General features: G+C 38.5%; 18 protein-coding genes. All 18 read left to right on the forward strand.

What is annotated here, in order from left to right; translation table 11 throughout:
• Nucleotides 1–106 precede the first annotated feature (106 nt).
• The 18 genes from mraZ (at nt 107) to NST76_RS04470 (ending at nt 18,049) form a co-directional block, all read left to right on the forward strand.
• Nucleotides 107–538: a division/cell wall cluster transcriptional repressor MraZ gene (gene mraZ, locus NST76_RS04385; RefSeq protein ID WP_036125263.1), complete on the forward strand. Its 432-nt coding sequence runs from the start codon at nt 107–109 to the stop codon at nt 536–538.
• A gap of 61 nt (nt 539–599) precedes the next feature.
• Entirely contained in the window at nt 600–1,550 is a 951-nt protein-coding gene (gene rsmH, locus NST76_RS04390; RefSeq protein ID WP_036125261.1) for a 16S rRNA (cytosine(1402)-N(4))-methyltransferase RsmH, read from the forward strand.
• A complete protein-coding gene (locus tag NST76_RS04395; RefSeq protein ID WP_036125259.1) occupies nt 1,551–1,922 on the forward strand; it encodes a cell division protein in 372 nt (123 codons plus the stop codon).
• Complete coding sequence (locus NST76_RS04400) at nt 1,919–4,141, forward strand: penicillin-binding protein (RefSeq protein WP_051891697.1); 2,223 nt, start codon at nt 1,919–1,921, stop codon at nt 4,139–4,141. The genes NST76_RS04395 and NST76_RS04400 overlap by 4 nt, the downstream gene beginning before the upstream one ends.
• 57 nt (nt 4,142–4,198) lie before the next feature.
• On the forward strand, nt 4,199–6,115 hold the full coding sequence (locus tag NST76_RS04405; RefSeq protein ID WP_036125256.1) for a stage V sporulation protein D: 1,917 nt from the start codon (nt 4,199–4,201) through the stop codon (nt 6,113–6,115).
• A gap of 125 nt (nt 6,116–6,240) precedes the next feature.
• Nucleotides 6,241–7,212 carry a phospho-N-acetylmuramoyl-pentapeptide-transferase gene (gene mraY / locus NST76_RS04410; protein ID WP_340812633.1) on the forward strand — a complete coding sequence of 324 codons (972 nt, stop codon included), beginning with the start codon at nt 6,241–6,243 and terminating at the stop codon, nt 7,210–7,212.
• Nucleotides 7,212–8,561 carry a UDP-N-acetylmuramoyl-L-alanine--D-glutamate ligase gene (gene murD, locus NST76_RS04415; RefSeq protein ID WP_036125250.1) on the forward strand — a complete coding sequence of 450 codons (1,350 nt, stop codon included), beginning with the start codon at nt 7,212–7,214 and terminating at the stop codon, nt 8,559–8,561. The genes mraY and murD overlap by 1 nt, the downstream gene beginning before the upstream one ends.
• 40 nt (nt 8,562–8,601) lie before the next feature.
• Entirely contained in the window at nt 8,602–9,681 is a 1,080-nt protein-coding gene (ftsW, locus tag NST76_RS04420; protein WP_089931941.1) for a putative lipid II flippase FtsW, read from the forward strand.
• Nucleotides 9,682–9,701: 20 nt separating this feature from the next.
• Nucleotides 9,702–10,532, forward strand: a complete 831-nt coding sequence (locus NST76_RS04425) for a cell division protein FtsQ/DivIB (RefSeq protein WP_036125245.1) — start codon at nt 9,702–9,704, stop codon at nt 10,530–10,532.
• On the forward strand, nt 10,513–11,238 hold the full coding sequence (locus tag NST76_RS04430; protein WP_036125243.1) for a DUF881 domain-containing protein: 726 nt from the start codon (nt 10,513–10,515) through the stop codon (nt 11,236–11,238). The genes NST76_RS04425 and NST76_RS04430 overlap by 20 nt, the downstream gene beginning before the upstream one ends.
• A gap of 121 nt (nt 11,239–11,359) precedes the next feature.
• The gene (locus NST76_RS04435) at nt 11,360–12,079 is read left to right on the forward strand and encodes a DUF881 domain-containing protein (RefSeq protein WP_036125239.1); all 720 of its coding nucleotides are present in this window, start codon (nt 11,360–11,362) and stop codon (nt 12,077–12,079) included.
• A 3-nt stretch (nt 12,080–12,082) separates the two neighbouring features.
• The gene (locus NST76_RS04440) at nt 12,083–12,454 is read left to right on the forward strand and encodes a small basic family protein (protein WP_036125237.1); all 372 of its coding nucleotides are present in this window, start codon (nt 12,083–12,085) and stop codon (nt 12,452–12,454) included.
• A 95-nt stretch (nt 12,455–12,549) separates the two neighbouring features.
• Nucleotides 12,550–13,833: a cell division protein FtsA gene (ftsA, locus tag NST76_RS04445; protein ID WP_036125235.1), complete on the forward strand. Its 1,284-nt coding sequence runs from the start codon at nt 12,550–12,552 to the stop codon at nt 13,831–13,833.
• A 53-nt stretch (nt 13,834–13,886) separates the two neighbouring features.
• Nucleotides 13,887–15,044, forward strand: coding sequence for a cell division protein FtsZ (ftsZ, locus tag NST76_RS04450; protein ID WP_058843469.1), 1,158 nt, complete (start codon nt 13,887–13,889; stop codon nt 15,042–15,044).
• Between the two features lie 191 nt (nt 15,045–15,235).
• Nucleotides 15,236–16,069 (forward strand): sigma-E processing peptidase SpoIIGA, encoded by an 834-nt coding sequence (locus NST76_RS04455; protein ID WP_036125177.1) that lies wholly within the window; start codon nt 15,236–15,238, stop codon nt 16,067–16,069.
• A 13-nt stretch (nt 16,070–16,082) separates the two neighbouring features.
• Nucleotides 16,083–16,790: an RNA polymerase sporulation sigma factor SigE gene (gene sigE / locus NST76_RS04460; protein WP_009373518.1), complete on the forward strand. Its 708-nt coding sequence runs from the start codon at nt 16,083–16,085 to the stop codon at nt 16,788–16,790.
• A 114-nt stretch (nt 16,791–16,904) separates the two neighbouring features.
• Entirely contained in the window at nt 16,905–17,678 is a 774-nt protein-coding gene (gene sigG / locus NST76_RS04465) for an RNA polymerase sporulation sigma factor SigG (RefSeq protein ID WP_004227313.1), read from the forward strand.
• A 128-nt stretch (nt 17,679–17,806) separates the two neighbouring features.
• On the forward strand, nt 17,807–18,049 hold the full coding sequence (locus NST76_RS04470) for a YlmC/YmxH family sporulation protein (protein WP_230593885.1): 243 nt from the start codon (nt 17,807–17,809) through the stop codon (nt 18,047–18,049).
• The last annotated feature ends 110 nt before the right edge of the window (nt 18,050–18,159 follow it).

An 18,159-nucleotide genomic window follows, 5' to 3' on the forward strand; every position in this document is an offset into this window, starting at 1 on the left:
AAAGGCCAAATTGCATATTAAGTGATAAAATGTCAAGTTTTTTTTAAAAAAAGTGGAGGAAAGTGGGGGGATGTGGTACATTATTTAATAAAGTGGGGTGAGTAGTATGTTCATGGGAGAATATCAACACTCCGTTGATGCAAAAGGGCGAATAATCGTACCGGCAAAATTTCGTGAAGCTTTAGGCGAAACGTTTGTTGTCACAAGAGGTCTCGATAACTGTCTATTTGGCTATCCTATGAATGAATGGCGAAAACTCGAAGAAAAATTAAAAGGTTTACCAATGACCAAAAAAGATACCCGAGCATTTGCAAGGTTTTTCTTTTCTGGAGCAACAGAGGTAGAAATAGACAAGCAAGGGCGTATCAATATCCCAACTACTCTCATGCAACATGCACATCTTGTAAAAGAGTGTGTGGTGTTAGGGGTTTCAAATCGAATTGAGATTTGGGCAAAAGATGCTTGGGAAGCTTACTTTAGTGAGTCTGAACAATCTTTTAATGAAATTGCAGAAAATATGATTGGCTTTGATTTTTAACTTTTATAGGTATTACAACGCGATAGTTGTATGAGGTTAAGGCCTGAAAGGAGCGTGTGGTATGTTCGATCATACAACCGTGTTATTAAAAGAAACTGTTGATGGGTTGAACATCGATCCTGATGGTGTATATGTGGACTGTACGCTAGGTGGTGCAGGTCACAGTGAATATTTAGTACAACAATTATCAGATAAAGGTCGTTTGATTTGCTTTGACCAAGATACGACGGCCATTGAAAATGCGAAAATTCGATTAGCGCCCTATATTGAGCGTGTTACATTTATTCATTCGAATTTCCGTTATTTAAAAGAGGAACTAGTAGCTCATGGTTTCGAGCAGGTTGATGGCATTTTGTATGACTTAGGCGTATCTTCTCCACAATTAGATACACCTGAACGAGGCTTTAGCTATCACCATGATGCACCACTTGATATGCGTATGGATCAAACAGCAACGCTGACAGCATTTGATGTTGTCAATCATTGGGCATATGAAGATCTCGTTCGGATATTTTTCCGTTATGGGGAAGAAAAGTTTTCAAAGCAAGTGGCTCGTAAAATCGAAGAAGCTCGTAAAGTAGCTCCAATTGAAACAACTGGTCACCTTGTAGAATTAATTAAAGAGGGTATTCCAGCAGCGGCACGCCGAAAAGGTGGACATCCAGCAAAGCGCATTTTCCAAGCAATACGAATTGCTGTCAATGATGAGCTAGGCGCAGCAGAGGATTCATTAGTCGATGCGATTGATATGATTAACGTAGGGGGGCGCATTAGTGTCATTACGTTCCATTCATTGGAGGACCGCCTATGTAAGACAATCTTTAAGGAAGCGTCATCATTACCGGAATTACCACCAAACTTACCTGTAATTCCTGATGACATGAAGCCAACTTTAAAGCTGATTACACGAAAGCCAATTATTCCTTCTGATGAAGAATTGGCAGTCAATAATCGTGCACGTTCAGCGAAGCTTAGAGTGGTGGAGAAAATTAACGACAAAGGGCGTGAGTAAATGGCAGCAGTTCGTGTAAGGCAACAGCACCAACATCAACAAGTGCAACAACCGATAACACCACCTAGTCCACAACCCACTATCATACGTCGTAAAAAACCGAACCAGAAGTTTGAAAAGACAATGCTACTTGCTTTAGTTGGCATTATTATAGTTTTAGGAGTAATAGTGTTAAATAAACAAGCAGCTATTCAAACAACAAGTATAGACATTCAAAACATTGAATCAGAAGCAGAAGAGATTGCGAAACAGAATGTTGACTTGACGGTTCGTGTGAGTGAACTTTCTACATACGAAAACATATGGAAAAAAGCGAAAGAACTCGGTTTAACTCAAAATGAGAAAAATGTAAAGGTAGTGCCGGGAGAATGAAAAAAAAGAGATTTCGATTCCAATGGGGAGCCTTTCTATTATTAATTTTTTATGGAGGGCTCTTTTTTCTATTATTTACAAGAATGGTGACGATTCAGGCGACAGGGGAAGTAGAAGGACAAGAGCTTGCAGCGAGAGCCGCAGCGAAGTATGGTAAAGAAAGTGTACTTACAGCAAATCGTGGGAAGATTTATGATCAAAATGGGCAAGTAATTGCGGAAGATACATTAAGTTACCGCATAATTGCCATTGTAAGCGAAAAGGCTACGACAGATCCTAAGAAACCAAGACATGTAGTAGATTCTGAAAAAACGGCCGAGGTTTTGGCTAAGTATATTCCAGCAATGAAGGACAATGAAGAAGAGATTGTTAAAAAACTGAACAATCGATATAGAAGTGATGGCGAGCCTTTATACCAAGTTGAGTTTGGCAGCGCTGGACGAGGCATTAGTCACGAAGTCATGAGTAAAATAAAGGATGAAAAATTACCAGGAATCCTATTTGTCAGTGACTTAAAACGTTATTATCCAAATGGTGTATTTGCCTCCCATTTAATAGGCTATGCACTGAAAAAGGATAATGAAGATGGAACAGTTACAACAAAGGGAGAAATGGGCCTAGAGTATACGTACGATAAAGAGCTAACAGGCGTCAATGGCAAGATTAAATATGAGACGGATGCATTCCATTACTTACTCCCAAATAGCGAGAAAATGGTGACACCTGCCAAAAACGGGAATGACATTTATTTAACGCTCGATAAAACAATCCAAAGCTTTTTAGAGGAAGCAATGACAAAGGTTGAACAGGAATATAATCCTGAATCTATGACAGCGGTCGTAGCAGATCCGAAAACAGGGAAAATTTTAGCGATGTCTCAGCGTCCTACGTTCAACCCTGAAACACGTGAAAGTCAAAATATGAAGTGGTTGAATGAGGTGATTGAGGAGACAATCGAGCCTGGATCAACGATGAAAACATTCACGCTTGCTTCAGCTATTGATACAGGAAAATGGACACCGAATGAATGGTTTATGTCAGGATCATATACAGTATTTGACCGTACGATTCGAGATCACAATAGATATGGTTGGGGACCGATTACTTATTTAGAAGGGTTCCAACGATCTGCCAATACGGGTATGGCCCATTTATTAACGAAGATTGGTGATGATGTCTTTATTGAATATCTGGACCGCTTTGGTTTTGGTCATAAAACAGGTATTGATTTACCGAATGAAGCGGCAGGTACTATTTTATCGAAGTATCCTATTCAACGAGTGACAACAACTTACGGCCAAGGTTCTACAGTAACGCCTATTCAGTTAATCCAAGCGATGACAGCAATTGCGAATGATGGAAAAATGATGCAGCCATATGTTATTGATCGTATTGTCGACTCATCAACTGGAAAAGTTATTCAAAAGCATGAGCCCGTGGAAAAAGGACAACCAATTAAAGCTGATACAGCGAAACAAGTACGAGAAATCCTTGCTTCAACGTTAACCTCAGAAAAAGGTACGGCGAAGGATTTTATACTGGAGGATTATGAGGTTGCTGGGAAAACGGGGACTGCCCAAATTCCAAAAGCTAGTGGTGGATATCTTTCAAACCAATACCTCTATTCATTCTTAGGCTTGGCTCCTGTAGACGATCCACAGTTAATTGTCTATGTCTCAGTGAAAAAACCTAAGTTGAGCAACGAGCTTGGATCTGTACCAGTGTCAAAAGTATTTAACCCAGTTATGTTAAATAGCTTAAAGCATCTTAACATCAATCCAGATGATGTACAGCATGTCAATAAAGTTAGTATACAAGATTATACAGGTCAAAGTGCTGAAGCGGTGGAGGTAGAATTAGCGAATGATGGTTTACAGCCAATCATTGTTGGCGCTGGTGGTAAAATTATTGAACAATATCCAACGAACACTCAAAAACTTGTAAAAGGTAGTTTTATATTTTTAAAGACAGATGGCGAAATAACATTGCCAGACTTTACGAATTGGTCATTACGCAATTTACTTGTTTTTAAATCTATGACAGGGCTAGAGATGGAAATTTTCGGTGAAGGCTTTGTAGCGAGTCAAAGTGTATCCGCAGGAACTATCATCACTGATAGTTCACCGATTGTTGTCAAGCTCAAAACACCTGCAGAAAGCTTTGTGCAAGATGTTGAAGCCCCCGCTGAGGGTGAAGTTGAAGAAATAGAGGATGAATAATACTGAATAGAAGTCCACTTTATTTCATACGTTGTAAAAAACAAGGTGTGATGTCGAATGAAGTGGATTTCTATCCATTCTAAAAAGCGTTTACGTATTTTATATGTGTTGTTTATGTGTGTGGCTGTGGCAATTATTGTAAGACTGCTCTTTTTGCAAGTATTAGATCAAAAAGAACTGACAACGAAGGCAGAGGAGAATTGGGACCGAGAAATTCCATTTGCAAATGAACGTGGGCATATTACAGATCGAGATGGTGAAAGCATCGTAACCAATAAGCTAGCTCCAACCTTGTATTTCATGCCTTCACAAAGTAAGGATATTGAAGGGGCTGCAGAAAAAATTGCGCAAGTTCTGGAAGTAGACAAAGAGAAGCTACTAGAGAAAATGCAGAAAAAAGCCTATTTAGTGAAGTTAGCGCCGGAAGGGAAAAATATACCCTATGAAAAAGCGGTGGAATTACAAGGTATGCAAATTGAAGGATTATACAGTGGTGTGGACTATTCTAGGGATTATCCTTACGGCACACTCTTATCTCGATTTTTAGGCTTTACTGGCTATGATGCTCAAGGCTTAGCTGGGATTGAATATGAATATGATAAATTATTGCAGGCTAATTCTTCTGCGATTCGCCTCTTTACAGATGCAAAAGGTAATAATTTACCAAATGTTTCGAGTGCATGGAAAGCGGGAGAGGATGGTGCAACGATTGAGTTAACCATCGATGTCGATGTCCAGCAGGTTGTTGAGCGTGAATTGTCACAAGCTATGAAGCGCTATGAAGCTGACCAAGCATTGGCTATTGCTATGAATCCAAATAATGGTGAAATTTTGGCATTAGCCTCCTATCCGACTTTCCATCCAGCTGAATATCAATTAGTAGAGCCTGCGATTTATAATCGAAATTTACCTGTATGGATGACATACGAGCCTGGTTCAACTTTTAAAATTATTACCTTGAGTGCAGCCTTGGAAGAAAATTTAGTGGATTTAGAACATGATACTTTTTATGACCCAGGCTATACAATGGTTGCTGGTGCAAGGCTTCGCTGTTGGAAGCGTGAGGGGCATGGGCATGAAACATTTTTAGAGGTAGTTGAAAACTCCTGTAACCCAGGTTTTATAGAATTAGGACAGCGGTTAGGTAATGAGCGGTTGTTGCAATATATTAAAGATTTTGGTTTTGGTCAAAAGACAGGATCTAATATTGCTGGTGAAGCTTCAGGGATTTTATTTTCTAAGGAAGCCTTTGGACCTGTTGAGCAGGCCACCACTTCATTTGGGCAAGGGGTAGCCGTGACACCTATTCAACAAGTGCAGGCAGTAGCTGCTGCAATCAATGGAGGCAAGCTCTATACGCCATATGTTGTGAAAAAGGTATTTAATCCGAATACAGGGGAAGTTATACAAGAGACGGAGCCAGTTGTTAAAAATCAGGTGATTCGTGAGGAGACATCTGCCAAAGTACGAGGCGCATTAGAATCGGTAGTGGCGAATGGTTCAGGTCGACAAGCCTTTCGTGATGGCTTACGAATTGGCGGTAAAACAGGAACCGCACAAAAGGTTGAAAATGGTCGTTATAAAAGTGGAGAATATATCGTATCATTTATAGGCTTTGCGCCTGCAGACAATCCGCAAATTGTCGTCTATGTAGCTGTTGACAATCCGAAAAAGACAACACAGTTTGGCGGTGTTGTAGCAGCACCGATTGTTGGGCAAATTATTGAGGATGTTGCACCTTTTGTAGGTATTGAAAAATCGAAGGAACAGCTTGAAAAGGATTATCGTTATGGTGATCCAATTACTGTAAAGGTACCGAATTTTATTGGTCAAACAAAAGATGATATTGCCAAGCAATTTTATCCATTCCGCATAGAATGGCATGGGGAAGGGACCAAAATTGGTAACCAATTACCTGAAGTGGATAGTGTTATCAAACAAGATGGTACCATTCATTTATATTTGGAGAACTAAAATAACTTTACCTTTAAAAAATGGGAAAGAACCACTATTATTATGAAGGGTAGTAATAAATAAATGAAAGTTTATGCTTTTTTCTTAAAGAAGAAAGTGAAACAAGATTTAAAGGAGATTTTTCAATGAAACTCGCAACAACACTTACCATTTTAGCTCTTGCTTTTATAGTAACAGTTATCCTGGCACCAATTAGTATTCCACTTCTTCGTCGTCTAAAGTTTGGGCAAAGTATTCGTGAAGAAGGACCAAAATCACATATGAAAAAAGCTGGTACACCAACAATGGGAGGAATCATTTTTTTAATATCTATCGTCCTTACAACTGTTGGTGTAGGTAGCTTTTTAGATTTATTAACGACACAAACCGTAGTACTTTTATTAGTATTAGCAGGGTTTGGTTTAATAGGTTTATTGGATGATGGTTTAAAAGTTGTATTTAAAAGAAATTTAGGTTTAACTTCTCTTCAGAAGTTGATTGGTCAAATTGTTATTGCTATTCTTGCTTATTTCCTGCTGTATGTAGCATCATTTGATACAACGCTCGCTATTCCGTTTACTGAGTGGACAATAGATCTTGGGGTATTCTATGTAGCCTTTTTAATTTTCTGGCTAGTAGGCTTCTCCAATGCCGTAAATTTGACGGATGGTTTAGACGGGCTAGTGGCAGGCACTGCTTCAATTGCCTTTGCAGCATTTGGCGTTATTGCGCTCTTCCAAAATCAAGCGGATATTGCACTATTTACATTTGCTGTAACAGGTGCTTTATTAGGATTTTTATTATTTAATGCCAATCCTGCCAAGGTATTTATGGGAGATACGGGTTCGTTAGCATTAGGTGGGGCATTAGCGATGGTATCTGTGCTAGTAAAGGAAGAATTCTTGCTTTTGCTAGTTGGTTTAGTGTTTGTTATCGAAACATTATCCGTTATTTTACAGGTAGGTAGCTTTAAGCTTCGCAAAAAGCGTATTTTTAAAATGAGTCCTATCCACCATCACTTTGAATTATCAGGTTGGTCAGAATGGAAAGTCGTGCTTGTCTTCTGGTCAACTGCTCTAGCAGTAGCATTGATTGCAGTCTTATCGGAGGCGTTCTAATGAAAAACTATACAGATTTACAACATAAAAAAGTACTTGTGTTAGGTCTAGCAAAGAGTGGTGTAGCCGCTGCTGAAATTTTACATGAGCTTGGCGCCTTTGTAACCGTCAATGATTCCAAACCATTTGATGAAAGTCCAGATGCACAAGGTTTATTACAAAAGGGGATTACAGTGATTTGTGGTCGTCATCCTGAAGATTTACTAGATGAAGGCTTTGAATTAGTAGTCAAAAATCCTGGGATACCATATAGCAATCGAATTGTGGCTGATGCCCTTCGTCGTGAAATACCTGTCTGGACAGAGATTGAGCTTGCTTATTTAATTAGCGATGCGCCATTTATTGGTATAACAGGATCAAATGGCAAAACCACAACGACAACTTTAATTTTTGATATGTTAAATAGTGGGAGTAAAAATCCTCTAATTGCGGGGAATATTGGGACAGTAGCCTGTGGTGTCGCAAAAGAAGCTAATAAAGATGACATCATTGTAACTGAGTTGTCTTCATTCCAATTGATGGGAATAAAAACGTTTAAGCCAAAAATCGCTATTTTAACAAATCTTTATGATGCACATCTTGATTATCATGGGACATTTGACAATTATGCTGGAGCAAAGTTTGGTGTGACACGTAATCAAGATGATAGTGATTATTTTATTTATAATGCGGATCAACCGATTGTTGTTGGATATGCAGCACAATCGAATGCTCAAAAAGTCCCATTCAGTTCAAAGGGACGTACTACAAGCGGCATTAGTGCAGATGAGACAACGATTTATTGGCAAGGTGAGCCATATATGGAGCGTGCTCATATCGCCCTGCCTGGCAAGCATAATTTAGAAAACATCCTAGCAGCCGTTGCAGCTTGTATTTTAGTTGGCTGTGACAAGGCGAAGATGGAAGAGGTGTTAGCGACTTTTGGTGGCGTTCGTCACCGTACACAATTCGTTCGCGAATGGAATGGTCGAAAGATTTACAATGATTCTAAGGCAACCAACTGCTTAGCAACAAAGAGTGCTTTAGATGCTTTCCAAGCACCTATTATTTTACTCGCAGGTGGCTTAGATCGTGGACATTCTTTTGAAGAACTTCGCCCTTGTATGCAGCATGTAAAAGGTGTTGTTGCATTTGGAGAAACAGGCTTACGCTTTGTAGAATTTGCAAAGTCGTGTGGTGTCCAACAGACAGTCATTGCCCAAAATGTAGAAGACGCTGTACACTATGCAGCACCGATGTCGGCAGAGGGAGATATTATCTTACTATCTCCAGCATGTGCAAGCTGGGATCAATATGACAGCTTTGAAATACGCGGAGATGTTTTTATTGATGCTGTAATGAAGCTGTAATGAGCCTGTAACTATTTTAGAATATACTTGACTTGGAAGGATGGCATTACTGAGAGGTAAAGAAAGTTACTTATTGCTCGTCACAACTTTGATGCTATCAATAATCGGCATTGTTTTCGTCTATTCTGCAGGTACCTACTGGAGTGCCGTTCATTATAGTGGAAAAATGCCGTTTTATATGAAGCAAAGCATATACTTTGTGGTAGCCATTGTCGTATTTTTAATCACGATTCGATTAAATATTTTGAGAGAGCAGTCCTTTTGGAAAATGGCCTATATATTTTCGTTAATTTTACTTGTTCTCGTACTAATTCCAGGTATTGGGCTTGTGAGAAATGGCTCGCAAAGCTGGATTGGTTTAGGTCCATTAACAATTCAGCCAGCAGAGCTAACGAAAATTACAGTCATTGTGTACTTGAGTCATATATTAGCACAACATAAAACAGGAAAACCGATTGTTAATTGGCGCCATGGGGCGATTCTTCTACTACCCGTTGCCCTTATTATGTTGCAGCCTGATTTCGGCTCAGTATTTATTCTTGTTGTCTCTGTGTTTTTATTATTTTTTGTCGCTGGCTATCCTCTAAAACTGTACGCCATGATTATGCTAGTTGGTGTTGCTGGATTGGTAGGGCTCATTGCGACAGCACCGTATCGTCTAAAGCGTATAGAAGCATTTCTTGATCCATGGGCAGATCCCTTAGTAAGTGGGTTCCAAGCAGTGCAATCCTTAATGGCAATTGGTCCAGCAGGGATATTCGGTCATGGTTTTGGTCAAAGTCGCCAAAAATTCCTTTATTTACCTGAACCGCAAAATGATTTTATTTACGCGATTATTTTAGAAGAAGTCGGATTAATTGGTGGCCTTGTCATTTTAGCGCTCTTTGTACTGACAATTTATGCAGGCTATAAATTTGCTGTACAGGCTAAAAATCGAACATCCTATTATGCGATTATCGGGCTTGTTACGATGTTGATGGTGCAAGCATTTCTAAATATAGCTGTCGTAATAGGTTTAGTGCCAGTAACGGGTGTTACATTGCCCTTTATTAGCTACGGAGGTACATCTTTAGTAACAATGTGGTTAATAATAGGTATTATTTATCAATTAGCGAAATAAATATAAAGGAGGAGTACTTTTTGGAGAAAGTAATCGATATAGAAGATCGCATACCTACGCTTAAAAAGCGACGAAAAAAGCGTACTAACCGGAAATTTATAGTGCTAATATTACTTTTCTTTATTGTGTTAGCAGTACTCCTTTATTTTCAATCTCCATATAGCAATATCAAGAAAATCACAGTTCATGGTGCTAAGCTAGCGAATGACGAATATTATTTGGAGACAAGTACCCTTGTTCCAGGTAAATCAATGTGGGGTTTCAAAGTGGAAGATGTTGAGCAGATTTTATTAAAGGATAAATGGGTAAAAGAAGCACATGTTAAACGTAACTGGCTACAAGGCGTTACAATTGAAATAAAAGAATGGAAAAAGGTTGCGTACTTAGCTGGAGACGGCACCTACTATCCTTTGCTAGAAAACGGCAAACGCTTTGAACAAACTGGTAATGATACACCAATTGATGCACCTGTTTTTATCGGGATAACCGGTGAAAAAACCATTAATAAGCTTGTTGAGCAGCTAGCGCAATTAAAGCCGGAAGTTTTGGCTTTAATTTCTCAAGTTAACACGAATAGTAATGATGCGAATCCAAATGCGGTCAAGCTTTATATGAATGATGGCTATGAAGTACGTGCTGTGATTCAGACGCTGGCGGAAAAGTTAGATTACTACCCCTCGATCGTTGCGCAAATTGCCAACTTAGAAAAAGGTGTGATCGATTTAGAGGTCGGTTCATACTATCGTCCTTTTAATGAGGAGTACAACAAGATAAGTATTGACTTGGAAGCAAGTGCAGATGGGGAAATGGTTAACCAGGAAGTGACGGAAGATGAACAACAAGAAGAATAGCAAAGGGAGTTTTTTTTCTAGAAAACAATTTGAATTACTAATTGTTTGTGTAACAACAGGATTTATCATAGGCTATTCATACAACCAAGCAAAAGACAATCGGGAAGCAGGCACTATTAATTCAGAGCTTTTTGAGCAAGAGGACTCTTATCGTGAGGAGTTAATCACTCAACAAGAACGCAATAAAGAGCTTACAGAAGAGCTAAATAATTTACAAGAACAGATTCGAAAGTATGAAAAATCATTTGCTTCAAATGAAAAGGATTATAAGAAGCTTGTTGAACAAGCAGAGGATTTACGTTTATTACTTGGTGAACTAAAAAGTGAGGGAAAAGGCATACGTGTAACTCTTCAAGATGGAGACTATGATCCGAAATCTTTGAATCCAAATGATTATATCGTTCATGAAAGCCATGTTTTTAAATTGTTGAACGAACTGAAAATTTCAGGTGCTCAAGCCATTGCTATCAATGGACAACGTGTTATGGCTAATTCCTATATTCGCTGTAATGGACCAGTGATAACAATTGATGGGACACAGCACCCAGCGCCATTTGTGATAGAAGCAGTAGGTGATTCAGAAACTTTAATGGCTTCTTTAAATTTAAATGGTGGTGTGGTGGATCAGCTATTAAATGACAATATTATCGTGTCATTGGAAGAAAATCAAAAGCTGACAATGCCAAAAGTAAAAGTAGAGAGTTAAGGACAAGCTTTATTGATCCTACTTAAAGTCTAACTTAGCCTCCAGATAAATAGACGATTGTAGTATTTACAATTCAAATATGAATTCTGCGGGGCATGCGATACGTCTAGGAGGGGCTATTTTGAAAAGAAATATGTACACCCGAATAACGATCGTGCTATTTATTATCGGTTTGATGATAGCGGTACAATACAATACCATACAAAAACCAGCTGAGCGAGATACACGAGATATTTGGGCAATAAGAGAGGAATTAGCACAAGAAAAACAAAGACATTCCGCATTACTGGCAGAAATTCGCTCACTTCATGAAGTAGTGGATCGCTATGAGCAATCTGAGAAAGTAAATCAGCAAGCAGCTTTAAATGAAACATTAAATCGTTTAAAGCTACAGGCAGGATTAACAGAAGTTATGGGGGCAGGCGTCATACTACATGTTGAACCTGCACCAGAATTAATTGAAATGGGGTATGAAATTAAAGAAATTTCACCCGATTTATTAACTCAGTTATTAAATACGCTTTTTAAAAATGATGCTACGAGTGTTTCCATCGATGGCAACCGTGTTGTACAAACAACAGCCATTCGGGATATAAATGGTAAGACAACAGTGAATAGTATACCATTGTCTTCCCCTACTTTCGAGGTTCATGTTGGGACAAGCAATTATAAAGCAGCACAAAAATTGTATAATTCACTACAAGCCTCAACATTTGTAGACTCATTTTATTTAGATAATTTTAATTTAGTGATTGAAGAGCCAACTGAGCAGTTACAAATTCCAGCATTTGATCAGCCATTGACAAATGATTATTTAGCAGAGGTAAAAAAAGGAGATTAATATATGTGGCTACCATTTTTAGGTTTGCTATTTGGACTTGCCCTTGGCTTGTTAACAAATATACAAATCCCCTCTATGTATGAAAATTATCTGTCAATAGCTGTTTTAGCAGCTTTAGATACATTATTTGGTGGTATTCGCGCGCAATTACAGCAAGTTTACGACGATAAAGTATTTGTATCAGGATTCTTTTTTAATATAGTTCTAGCAGCGGGTTTAGCCTTTATAGGCGTGAACTTAGGGATTGATTTGTATTTAGCAGCCATTTTCGCTTTTGGAGTACGTTTGTTCCAAAATATAGCAATAATTAGGCGTATATTACTAACCCGCTTAGATGAAAAACGTCACAAGAGAAAAAGAACTTCCATAGAATGAGAGAAAAATTGACCAAAATACTCGATTTGCTTAGACATTATGCCAAATTTACAATAGAATGAAAATAAGAGCATTTTTCAAGGAGGTGCAGCGAATTGAATCAGCAAGATTTATACATTTCACTTGATATTGGGTCCTCCTCTATCAAGGTATTAATAGGTGAAATGAGTGACGGGCAATTACATGTAATTGGCGTCGGAAATGTAAAATCGAATGGCGTTCGAAAAGGTGCAATTGTTGATATTGATGCAACAGTACAATCTATTCGAAAAGCAGTAGAACAAGCCGAACGAATGACAGGTTATCAAATTCATGAAGTCGTTTTAGGCGTTCCAGCTAACCAGACGATGTTACAGCTAGTTAAAGGTGTTGTCGCTGTGAATAGTGAAAATAGAGAAATTACAGATGATGATTTAGACAGAGTGGTAGAATCTGCACAAGTCATGTCGATACCTCCTGAACGTGAATTAGTTAACATCATTCCAAGACAGTTTATTGTAGACAACCTTGATGAAATTAAAGATCCTCGTGGTATGATTGGCATCCGCCTTGAGATGGATGCAACAATGATAACGACTTCCAAAACGCTTCTACACAACGTTCTTCGCTGTGTAGAACGAGCTGGTTTAAGTATACGAGAAATATATTTGCAGCCATTAGCATCAGGCTACTTTGCATTAACTGAAGATGAAAAAAACCAAGGGACTGCCTTTATAGACTTAGGAGGCGGATCTACAACAATCACGGTATTTGAAGAGGGTTTGTTAACGCATACGGGTGTCATACCAGTTGGTGGTGATCATATAACGAAAGATATTTCAATCGTTTTAAAAACACCAACAGAACAAGCAGAGCAGATCAAACACCAATTTGGACATGCCTTTTATGACGATGCATCTGATGATGAAGTCTTTGAAGTGCCTGTTGTAGGTACAGATTCAACTGATCAGTACAGTCAGCGTTATATTTCAGAAATTATTGGCGCTAGATTAGAAGAATTATTGGAGTTAGTGATTGATGAGTTGGCGCGTTTAGGTGTTCGAGATTTACCAGGTGGCGTTGTTTTAACCGGTGGCGTTGCAAAGCTTGAAGGAATAGCCCAATTGGCACGTCAAATTCTACAAACGCGTGTAAGAATCTATACACCCGATTATATTGGCGTTAGAGAGCCTTCATTTGCGACGGCAGTTGGACTTATTCGTTACGCCTATTTAGAAGATGATTTTTACGGTAAGAGTACGAATACGCAACCTGTTGAATATGCAGCTGTAGGGGCTCAACCAGCTATAAATAAAAAGCAAGAGTATTCTACACCTTCAGAACCAAAAGAAAGCGTAATCGGGAAAGCAAAAAAATTATTTGATAAGTTTTTTGATTAACTAGAATGCGTAATGAATGATACAGAGTCGAGTTACCGTGGGAGGAAAAAGAGATGTTAGAATTTGATACAAGTGTTGATGAACTTGCAGTAATAAAGGTCATAGGTGTTGGTGGCGGCGGTAACAACGCGGTCAATCGAATGATAGAACATGGTGTACAAGGCGTTGACTTTATCGCAGTGAACACAGATGCACAGGCATTAAACTTATCCAAAGCGGAAATAAAGCTACAAATTGGTGCTAAATTAACGCGTGGACTAGGTGCAGGTGCAAATCCTGAAGTAGGAAAAAAAGCTGCTGAAGAGAGCAGAGAACAGCTAGAAGAAGTTCTTCGTGGGGCAGATATGGTATTTGTGACAGCCGGTATGGGTGGCGGAACAGGTACTGGTGCAGCCCCAGTTATTGCACAAATTGCACGTGAATTGGGAGCCCTTACAGTAGGGGTTGTCACACGCCCATTTACGTTTGAAGGACGTAAGCGCCAAACACAAGCAATCGGTGGAATTGGTGGCATGAAGGAATCAGTAGATACACTGATTGTGATTCCGAACGATAAGCTTTTACAAATTGTTGATAAATCAACACCAATGTTAGAAGCCTTCAGAGAAGCTGATAATGTTTTACGTCAGGGTGTACAAGGTATTTCGGATTTAATTGCAACACCTGGTCTTATTAACTTAGACTTTGCTGACGTGAAAACAATTATGTCTAACAAAGGTTCAGCATTAATGGGCATTGGTATCGCAACAGGCGAAAATAGAGCTTCTGAAGCTGCGAAGAAAGCAATTTCAAGTCCATTGCTTGAATCGTCAATTGATGGTGCTAAAGGTGTCCTTATGAACATTACAGGTGGTTCAAATCTAAGTTTATTTGAAGTACAAGAAGCGGCAGATATCGTAGCTTCTGCGTCAGATGAAGAAGTAAATATGATTTTCGGTTCTGTTATTAATGAAAATCTTAAAGATGAGATCATTGTTACAGTTATTGCGACTGGCTTCACTGAAGAAGCACTACAGCAACAACGTAATACAGCAAAACCGTCACTCAACATAAACAGACAATCTGCTCCACAACAACAGGCGCCGATTCGTGAACAACGACAAGAAACGCATGTTCAACAAGAGCAGCCACGTCAAAATCAGCAACATTATGCACAGGATGACATGCTTGAAGTACCTGCATTTTTACGTAACCGCAAAAATCGCGGATAAAACAAGCATAAATCTTCTAGAAAGCTCGTATTCTACTTAGGTAGGGTACGAGCTTTTTATATTGCATAACATGTTGTTCAAATGTGTAAGGAAACCATGTATTTTGTCAAAACATTTTCAGGAAATGATGCGATTGTTTGACAATATTTGTGGGAATAACGTGCTAACTTTGTAAGTAGGAGGCGGCTGTTATGTATGGAGAATGGCTGGTGCTCATTAATACGCTTTTTAATCTAGCAATACTCACGTTTACGGCAAGAGTAACAGGGGTCTTGGTGAAGAATTCAAGATTATTAATGAGTTCAATTTGTAGTAGTTTTGTAGCTGTCATTGGCGGTCAAATGCTGTGGACGACGATTCTTAGTTTTATATTGCTAATTGGTATAGCATTTCACTTCAAGATTCGAAGTTTTCAGAAGCAAGGTCCTATTGTATTAACAGCAACAATCGTTATTGGCGGTTTATTAACAGCTCTACAACCTTTTTTGAAAAATCTTTCTGTTACCCATTTTATTATGATTTGCTTTTTACTTGCAGTTTTAAATCTTATTGCATTCTACAAGCAATGGGGTTTTGTAAAGCTAGAACGCTTAAGTGGTCAATTTGTTTTTGATACAACTTTAAAAATTTTTGGGGCAACCATACCACTTTCTGCTTTTGTGGATACAGGTAATCAAGCTATTGAGCCATTATCAGGAAAGCCGGTTCATTTTGTTTCCTATACAGCTTTACGGCCACATTTACCTTCAGCGTTCCGTCAATCATTAATAGAATGGCAAGAAACAGATCCGTACAATGTATCCATGTTTTCAGAAGATTATCAGCGTTATATACGATTTATTCATGTTAATACGGTACAGCAGCAAACCGTAGTGCTTGGTTTTCGTTTTGATGAGTGGCATATAAAGGGGGAGCCCTCACAAGTGAAAACGAATGAATATATCGTTTTAACCAAGAAAGCTAAAAATTTTCCACATAGCACAGCAGCAATTTTACATTTTTCAGCGCTTTCAAATAACTCATAGAGGGGGAGAACTATTGCTTCTTAGGCTACTTGCTAGCTTGAAAAAATTATGGAGTAAGTTTCGGAGTCGTGAAACGTACTATATAGGGGGAAATGATTCATTGCCAGTGCCATTAAGTCGAGAAGAAGAAGTTACAGTCATTGCATCCTTTATGAACGGTGATTTACGTGCTAGAGACACACTAATTGAACGTAATTTACGTCTTGTTGTATATATTGCAAGACGTTTTGATAACACAGGCACGCCAATAGAAGATTTAATCAGCATAGGTTCGATTGGTTTAATTAAGGCGATTGAAACGTTCAATACTGATAAAAATATTAAGCTTGCAACATATGCATCACGTTGCATTGAAAACGAAATTTTAATGCATTTACGAAAAACAAGTCGTATGAAGGGTGAAGTTTCACTAGATGAACCACTAAATTCTGATGCAGATGGAAATGAATTATTACTGTCAGATATTTTAGGAACAGAAGAGCATATTATTCTTGATAATGTTGAGAAGAAAATTGAACGTCAGCATATGTTCCATGCGATTAATTTATTAGGTGCGCGAGAGCGGTATATTATGGAATGTCGTTTTGGTCTCAATGGAAAAGTTGAAATGACTCAAAAAGAAGTGGCAGATCATTTAGGCATATCGCAATCATATATTTCCCGATTAGAAAAGAAAATTATTCAAGATTTACGTGAAAATTTAAATCAACCGATTTCGTAGAAAGGGAAATTTAACCTGCCTAAAATTGGTCGCAGCTTTTGTGCATATTCTTGTTTCTCTCGGACAAACTGATGTCACGGTTTAGTCAGAGAATAACATCCGGAGGAATCGAATATGCGAACAAAAGTAGATCTTTGCGGCTTAGATACATCGACTTTGCCAATTTTAAAGCACGAGGAAATGAAGGAACTCTTCATCCGTTTACAAGCTGGAGAAACTGAGATTAGAGAAGAGCTTGTCATGTGCAATTTAAGGTTAGTGCTTAGTATTGTCGGTAGATTTGCCTATCGGGGTGAACAGGCAGATGATTTATTTCAAGTGGGCTGTATTGGGCTCATGAAAGCCATTGATCATTTTGATTTAAAGCATAATGTAAGATTTTCGACATATGCTGTACCAATGATTATTGGTGAAATTCGTCGCCATCTGCGTGATCATCATGCATTGCGTGTATCGCGCTCTCTAAGAGATATAGCTTATAAGGCAATGCAGGCAAAAGAGCAATGGATAACCGATAATTTGCGTGAACCAACGATTGAAGAAATTGCTGAGATGATTGACATGAAAAAAGAAGATGTTTTATTCGCTTTAGATGCCATTCAAGATCCAGTTTCATTACAGGAGCCCATTTATTCAGACGGTGGAGACGCTGTTTATATGATGGACCAATTACGTGATGATGATGTATCAGAGGATCAATGGGTTGCCTACGTGTCGGTAAAGGAAAGCTTGCAAAAGCTAGATGAACGTCAGCAAATGATCGTTGCAAAACGTTTCTATTATGGCGAAACGCAAACGGAAATCGCGAAGGAATTGGGGATATCCCAAGCACAAATTTCACGTCTTGAAAAAAATGCTATTGAAACAATGCAAAAAGATTACAAATAAAAAAATGCGCATCGGATTATTCGGTGCGCATTTTATCTTCATTCAATGAACAAGTGATACATAAATATAAAGTAACAGCTAAGTTTGATGATAGAAATGAATGTACAAAAATAAAGAATAGAGGAGGTATGTCATTGCGTTTTTCATTATTACAGCAAAAAGAAGTGATTGAAGCAGGAAATGGGCGATTTATAGGTTTTGTAATAGATGCTGAAGTCTCAAAAGAAACGGGCTATGTGACAGCATTTTTGATTGCAGAGCCTCGTAAATATCTTGGTTTTTTTAAAGGGGAAGAGTCTGTAAGAAAAGTGTATATGAAAGATGTGCTTGTCGTTGGCAAGGATGTTATTTTAGTTAAAGCACTTTCCTAAGACTATGTTAATAAAATTGTGGTGAATGTAAACTGACATAGGTCAGGCTATTCATTGATAAATCAAGCATTGCTTGTTACAATAAAAGAAACTATTGTTGTAAAGTTGGG

The sequence above is a fragment of the Lysinibacillus sp. FSL W7-1291 genome, from assembly GCF_038593415.1.
Lineage (GTDB): Bacteria > Bacillota > Bacilli > Bacillales_A > Planococcaceae > Lysinibacillus > Lysinibacillus fusiformis_D.

What these genes read in the sequence shown, in the direction of transcription:
- mraZ (WP_036125263.1), top strand. Translation starts at nt 107, where the DNA reads ATGTTCATGGGAGAATATCAACACTCCGTTGATGCAAAAGGGCGAATA.
- mraY (WP_340812633.1), top strand. Translation starts at nt 6,241, where the DNA reads ATGAAACTCGCAACAACACTTACCATTTTAGCTCTTGCTTTTATAGTA.
- NST76_RS04455 (WP_036125177.1), top strand. Translation starts at nt 15,236, where the DNA reads ATGTATGGAGAATGGCTGGTGCTCATTAATACGCTTTTTAATCTAGCA.
- NST76_RS04440 (WP_036125237.1), top strand. Translation starts at nt 12,083, where the DNA reads ATGTGGCTACCATTTTTAGGTTTGCTATTTGGACTTGCCCTTGGCTTG.
- ftsW (WP_089931941.1), top strand. Translation starts at nt 8,602, where the DNA reads ATGGCATTACTGAGAGGTAAAGAAAGTTACTTATTGCTCGTCACAACT.
- NST76_RS04405 (WP_036125256.1), top strand. Translation starts at nt 4,199, where the DNA reads ATGAAGTGGATTTCTATCCATTCTAAAAAGCGTTTACGTATTTTATAT.
- ftsZ (WP_058843469.1), top strand. Translation starts at nt 13,887, where the DNA reads ATGTTAGAATTTGATACAAGTGTTGATGAACTTGCAGTAATAAAGGTC.
- sigG (WP_004227313.1), top strand. Translation starts at nt 16,905, where the DNA reads ATGCGAACAAAAGTAGATCTTTGCGGCTTAGATACATCGACTTTGCCA.
- NST76_RS04400 (WP_051891697.1), top strand. Translation starts at nt 1,919, where the DNA reads ATGAAAAAAAAGAGATTTCGATTCCAATGGGGAGCCTTTCTATTATTA.
- rsmH (WP_036125261.1), top strand. Translation starts at nt 600, where the DNA reads ATGTTCGATCATACAACCGTGTTATTAAAAGAAACTGTTGATGGGTTG.
- NST76_RS04430 (WP_036125243.1), top strand. Translation starts at nt 10,513, where the DNA reads ATGAACAACAAGAAGAATAGCAAAGGGAGTTTTTTTTCTAGAAAACAA.
- NST76_RS04470 (WP_230593885.1), top strand. Translation starts at nt 17,807, where the DNA reads ATGTCATTGCGTTTTTCATTATTACAGCAAAAAGAAGTGATTGAAGCA.
- murD (WP_036125250.1), top strand. Translation starts at nt 7,212, where the DNA reads ATGAAAAACTATACAGATTTACAACATAAAAAAGTACTTGTGTTAGGT.
- NST76_RS04395 (WP_036125259.1), top strand. Translation starts at nt 1,551, where the DNA reads ATGGCAGCAGTTCGTGTAAGGCAACAGCACCAACATCAACAAGTGCAA.